The sequence below is a fragment of the Verrucomicrobiia bacterium genome (assembly GCA_035495615.1).
Classification (GTDB): Bacteria; Omnitrophota; Omnitrophia; order Omnitrophales; family Aquincolibacteriaceae; genus DATJFP01.
Genome location: DATJFP010000082.1, coordinates 1 through 3,657, shown reverse-complemented (window position 1 = coordinate 3,657; position 3,657 = coordinate 1). Strand labels below are relative to the sequence as shown.

General features: G+C 57.6%; 5 protein-coding genes. 1 reads left to right on the top strand and 4 read right to left on the bottom strand.

The window, feature by feature from the left end; genetic code table 11:
• Positions 1-213 precede the first annotated feature (213 nt).
• From VL688_10255 to VL688_10240, 4 genes are all read right to left on the bottom strand, one after another.
• On the bottom strand, positions 214-423 hold the full coding sequence (locus VL688_10255) for a hypothetical protein (protein HTL48425.1): 210 nt from the start codon (positions 421-423) through the stop codon (positions 214-216).
• 84 nt (positions 424-507) lie between these two features.
• Positions 508-756 carry a hypothetical protein gene (locus tag VL688_10250; GenBank protein HTL48424.1) on the bottom strand — a complete coding sequence of 83 codons (249 nt, stop codon included), beginning with the start codon at positions 754-756 and terminating at the stop codon, positions 508-510.
• Between the two features lie 150 nt (positions 757-906).
• The gene (locus VL688_10245; protein HTL48423.1) at positions 907-2,358 is read right to left on the bottom strand and encodes a putative porin; all 1,452 of its coding nucleotides are present in this window, start codon (positions 2,356-2,358) and stop codon (positions 907-909) included.
• Positions 2,359-2,397: 39 nt separating this feature from the next.
• On the bottom strand, positions 2,398-3,090 hold the full coding sequence (locus VL688_10240) for a response regulator transcription factor (protein HTL48422.1): 693 nt from the start codon (positions 3,088-3,090) through the stop codon (positions 2,398-2,400).
• A 226-nt stretch (positions 3,091-3,316) separates the two neighbouring features.
• Here VL688_10240 and VL688_10235 point away from each other — a divergent pair.
• A partial coding sequence (locus VL688_10235) for an FKBP-type peptidyl-prolyl cis-trans isomerase (GenBank protein HTL48421.1) occupies positions 3,317-3,657 on the top strand: 341 nt, incomplete at its 3' end.

Sequence of the window (3,657 nt, the reverse complement as noted above, 5' to 3'; positions counted from 1 at the left end):
ATCTTCTCGCCCTGCCAGCGGATGGTCTTCGCCATTTCGTTCATCTGGGACTGCATGTTCTTGACCATGTCCATCAGAGCGCCGTCATCGGCTCTCACGGATGTGGAAAAAGCAAAGGCGGCCAGCGCCACCCCGCCTGCGATTTTTTTAATTTGTCCTGGTCTCATTCTTTCTCTCCTTTGTAGCTGGTGTTTTTTGAGGGTAAGGCCGGAATTATTTATCGTGATAAAGTTCTTTGATGAGCTCTTCGGAAACGATCTTGTTGACGAGCCTCAGGCTTTTCTCGACTTCCTTGGTCGTGAATTCGAAAACGAAACTGTCGTGGCGGTCGAATTCTTTTTTCTGCTTGAGGCGGTTGATGAGCTGCCCCAGGACCTGGCGCTGCTGGCGGACTTCCGCGATCACGAATTCTTTCTTGGACATGTCAGCCTCTTTCTCCACGGTTGGAATCTATGCGGGCCATGCGCCCGCCGTGTACCAGGAATGTAAAGTTTGGGTAAAGCATCCTTATTGGGCCGTGATCCAGCCCGTAAAGCCCTCGTAATCCGGCTCCGCCGGGGCGCCGAGGTGAAAGCGGTAATTTCTCTCGATCTGGCGCAGCTTTCTCAGGTTCTGGGCGACGTGCCGCGTCCTGTCGTAGAAAAACGTGTTGTCTTCGCTTTTGAGGCTCGAGCGTTCTTCCATCTGCTGGAGCAGTTCGCCGAGAAGATCGATTTGACGGTTCAGACCCGAAATGAGGAGAGGTTTTTCAAACATAAGAGCCTCCTTGGCTGCTTGGATTTCGATGCGTTAGGTTCGCGCAAAGTATCGGCGGGGGCTGTGTCTTGGGCTTGAGGCTTGAGTAAAATGCGGGTAAAAGCGGAGGAAGAGGGAGAGGCCAGGGAGGCCTCTCCCCCGCGGTTCAGATCAGATCTTCCAGACGAGGTCGGCCTGGAAAACTTCTCTTTCGTTATCGGGATTGATGCCTCCGCCTGTCACGCGGTTGGTGAAAAACGCGGCGGAATTGAAAACGAGGTTGTTGGTGAGCGCGTATGACAGGCGCACCACGCTTCCGCGCCGGTCGGCGCCGCCGAAATCGCTCTCGCTGAAAATGCCGGGCACGGAGTTCGGCTCGATGTTGTAATATTCGTAGGCCGCTTCCCAGCTGCCTTTTTTCTTGATGCCGCCGAGCTTGAGGCCGGTGCCCCACGCGTCGTCCATGCCCGCGGCCTGGGCCGCGCCGTCGAAACTGGCGGCCATTTCGTTCAGGTTCGCGGCCCAGTCAAAAAACAAGGTCATCTTCGGAAGAGGCCCCAGGAGGAATCCCGCTTCGTTGTAAGTTTCCAGCACGTCGAAATCGCCGGCGCAAAGCGTCGTGCCGCCCGCGCAGGCCGGGTTTCCGGCCGCGGCCTGGAAATTTCCCACGCGCGTGAAATCGCTGTAGTTGTAATACGACATCAGGTTCTTGACCTCGACCGGCTGCGCGAGGCCGCGCACGCTGATCTCGTGCTTGAGGCCGCCCTGCACGGCCCACAGTTCCGCGTCGTCATGAAAGGTTCCGCTTCCTTCTTCGAGCACCATCTGCCCCGCGGTCGCGACGAAGTCCGTTTTCCAGTTTTCGGTCTCGAAGCCCTTCACGAGCGCCTGTTCGTAAATCCCTTCCGGCGTGACGTCGCGGTCCCAGATCATGACGCTCGAGCCTTCCTCGAAAGGATTTTTCCATTTGCCGCCCGTCACTTCGAATTTCTTCACGGGCCCGCGAACGGCCCAGCCCGGCGTGTAAGTCGCCCACGCCTTATCGATGCTGATGGCTTTATAGTCGAAGTTGTTGTCGAAGGTCTGGTTGGTACTGTTGATCTGGCCGATCGTTTCGCCGGTCGCGCCTGCCGTGGGATCATAATTGCGCGCGCCGGAAACCAGGCGCAGGCCTCCGGTGAAGTCGTCGCCGAAATCTTTTTCGATCTGGTAACGGAGCCGGAAACGGAAGCGGTTGCGGTCATTGAGCGCGGAGTTGTGCTGCTCGTTGGTGGCTTCGTAACGCAGGCGCAGGTCTCCGGACTGGCGCATGCCTTTCAGCCATTTGTAATCGCCGATCTCTTTTTTCAGATTCTCCTGAAAAGCGCTCTGATCGCCCGGCATGGGGGCAGTCGCCGCTTCTCCCGCGACCTGGACTCCGCCGCTGCGGCCTTCGAGCTCGACGATGCGCTCGCCCTGCACGCGGATGGTTTCCGACATGCCTTTCATGATCGTTTCCATGCGGTCCATTCTCTCGGCCATGGCCTGGAAATCGGCCGGGCTCACGGCGACATCCGCCGAAGCTGTTCCTGACGACGCCAGCACGCCGCAAACAAACAGTAAAATTCCTTTTGCGCCTCTCATTTTCCCCTCCCTTGGGATCACGGTTGCGTATTAAGAACGCTAAGATTCGAAACGGTATCCGAAATTTTTGATGGTGACGATGCGGGCGGACTCGCCCTTGATTTTTTTTCTCAGTTCCCCGATGTGCTTGTCCACGACCCGGGGCTCCAGGTCGAGCGACGTGTCGTGGCCCCACACGTGGTCGAGGATGCTTTCCCGCGACACCACGCGGTCGGCGGAATCCATGAGGAATTGAAGCAGGGTGAATTCTTTGGAAGTGAGCGTAACGGGTTTTCCTTCCACGGTGACGGCATGGCGCGCGGTATCGAGTTCAATCTCGCCGCTTTTAATGACGCGGTCCTGCGCGGGCGCGGCGGGACGCCGGCGGCGGAGAGCCGCCTTGATGCGCGCCGTGAGCTGGCGCGGGCTGAATGGCTTGGTGACATAATCGTCCGCGCCCAGCTCGAGGCCGAGCACGATGTCGGCCTCTTCAGCTTTCGCCGTGACCATGATGATCGGAATTTCGCGCGTCTTGTAATTTTCTTTGAGCGTCTTGCAGACTTCCAGGCCGTTCATTTCCGGAAGCATGAGGTCGAGTAAAATCAGCGAGGGCTTTTCCCGGAGCGCGGCCTCCACGCCCTTGCGCCCATCGGTCACGCTGAGAAGACGCAGCCCCTGCGCCTCCACGTGGTAGCGCATCAGCTCGATGATGTTTTTCTCATCCTCGATGAGTAGGACCGTCTCTTTTTCCATGATGGGTAGTCGGCGGGCGCTCCCAAATCCTTTGCCAGCGGTCGAGAGTCGCACGACGGGCGGAGAATAGCATGGCCGCGACCGGCGGCACAATAAGAAAGGAAAGACAATCCGGCCCAGCCCAATCTTTATTTGGGGCGTAATTTTTGCTTTATATGCCGGGGGCTCATGCCGTACACTAGAGGGAATTTTAATGCACCCCTAACCGCCGTTTGAAGGAGTTTTCATGAAAACCGCTGTCATGACCGCACTTGTTCTTACCTTTCTAAGCCTGCCGCTCTCGGCTGCCGATGCCCAGCCCATCGCCGCTGGAAAAAGCGTCAAGATCAATTACACGCTGAGCGTCGACGGAAAAGTCGTGGACAAATCCCCCGAGGGAAAGCCCATGCAATACGTCCAGGGCAGCAAAGAGCTCATCCCCGCGCTTCAGGAAGCGCTCGTCGGTCTGAAGGCCGGCGACAAAAAGTCCGTGGACCTGCCGCCGGAAAAGGCGTTCGGCAAAGTCCGCGAAGACGCGGTCCTCGAAGTTCCGAAAAGCAATCTGCCGAATGAAGAGTTGAAAGTCGG

Excerpts from the sequence above, each read along its gene's own strand:
- VL688_10240 (HTL48422.1), bottom strand. The coding sequence starts at position 3,090 with ATGGAAAAAGAGACGGTCCTACTCATCGAGGATGAGAAAAACATCATC.
- VL688_10250 (HTL48424.1), bottom strand. The coding sequence starts at position 756 with ATGTTTGAAAAACCTCTCCTCATTTCGGGTCTGAACCGTCAAATCGAT.
- VL688_10255 (HTL48425.1), bottom strand. The coding sequence starts at position 423 with ATGTCCAAGAAAGAATTCGTGATCGCGGAAGTCCGCCAGCAGCGCCAG.
- VL688_10245 (HTL48423.1), bottom strand. The coding sequence starts at position 2,358 with ATGAGAGGCGCAAAAGGAATTTTACTGTTTGTTTGCGGCGTGCTGGCG.